Raw genomic sequence first — 1247 nt, forward strand, 5'->3', positions numbered from 1 at the left:
CTTTACATGAGCGTCCAAGACTCGGCCGAATGAATCAACGTCAGCCTTCATACTTTGAATTTGTTGGTCAGTTGCACCAGTTGACCCACCGTCCGCGGTATCCTCTAACGCTTGGACTTTTTGCTGAAGCGTCAGAATATCGTTCTTTATCTCATCTGACACGTCCATATGGTCAACGGTGTCCTGAAGCTTTGCCATCTTGTCTTTTAAATCTGAAATACTTGTTTTGACGCCTGTATCATCATAGGGCGGCGTCCGCCTTGACCCGAGTTCAATCAATTAGGACACCTCCACGATTGTGACGACTGTCTCAGTATCAGCGACTAGGTACACGTCAGGGCTTTGGCTATGAACCTTAAATGTTAGCGGGCTGTCGTTAGACGTGAGCGGCGCACCTGTAGTCGTCTCGACACCCTGCTTACCCCAATAAATGACACCCGAGTTAGGCGGGTAGATCGTCAACTCTCGGCGGTTTGTCAGTTTGCTAGAACCTGACTTTGCCATTACAGGCGTGACGCCTACACTCACCCCACCAACCCTAAAGTCATTCATTCCGGCTTCCCGAGTTGGTACAGGTTGTGTCGCCGGGATAGAAGACCCGCCGAGTGTGACAGGCTTATCTATCTCAACACTCCCAATATGCTTGTCGCCTGCCGCAAGCGGCGGTAACGCTGATATATCTACGGTTCCTGTCATCTGCCCAAGCTGAACGGTGTCAATGGACTGTGGTATAGATGACGCTGTAAATTTCTCAATCCAAGATTCGACCCGGACTTTTTCGGGCTGCACGATCGCGGCGTCAAGGTAGATTGTGTGATAGCCGAGCGGTCGCGCCAAAAGCTTTGTTGACCCCGGCGCTACGGCTAAAAGATAATTGTTAGGCGACACGCTCGGGCGCTCGTGTACGTACACGATCTGACTTGTGTTATTTGTTATGGCTGAATGGTTCGGCTTTGTGTCGTCAAAATAAACCGTTGTAATGTCGCCCGGTAGCATGGTGACGGTCTGTTCACGCCATGTACTCTTTTTATGGTCATCCCCCGGCTGTTTGACTAGTTCCGGCATTCTTGTTCACTCCTTTTGCTATTGTAGCGGCTTTCTTGATGTGGTTTGACGCGCTGCGTCCTTTCTTAATGGCTTTGGCTCCCTTAGAAACAGATTTGACAGCACGACCACCCGGAACAAAATCCATTGCGGTGGATGCTGTACCTTTCGCAACGTCTCCGACTGCTGGGAAGGCTTTCATA

The 1247-nt window shown here is 50.4% G+C and carries 3 protein-coding genes; all 3 read right to left on the minus strand.

All coding sequences use genetic code 11. From position 1 onward, the window contains the following. A partial coding sequence (locus tag ACFWY6_RS45460) for a hypothetical protein (RefSeq protein ID WP_384703811.1) occupies positions 1-279 on the minus strand: 279 nt, incomplete at its 3' end. Further along, complete coding sequence (locus ACFWY6_RS45465) at positions 280-1065, minus strand: hypothetical protein (protein WP_376642735.1); 786 nt, start codon at positions 1063-1065, stop codon at positions 280-282. Continuing rightward, positions 1034-1247, minus strand: a 214-nt coding sequence (locus ACFWY6_RS45470) for a hypothetical protein (RefSeq protein WP_383897427.1), incomplete at its 5' end; no start/stop codon positions are given. The genes ACFWY6_RS45470 and ACFWY6_RS45465, both read right to left, overlap by 32 nt.

The organism is Streptomyces sp. NPDC059037 (assembly GCF_042740015.1).
Taxonomy (GTDB): domain Bacteria; phylum Actinomycetota; class Actinomycetes; order Streptomycetales; family Streptomycetaceae; genus Streptomyces.

Excerpts from the sequence above, each read along its gene's own strand:
- ACFWY6_RS45465 (WP_376642735.1), bottom strand. The coding sequence starts at position 1,065 with ATGCCGGAACTAGTCAAACAGCCGGGGGATGACCATAAAAAGAGTACA.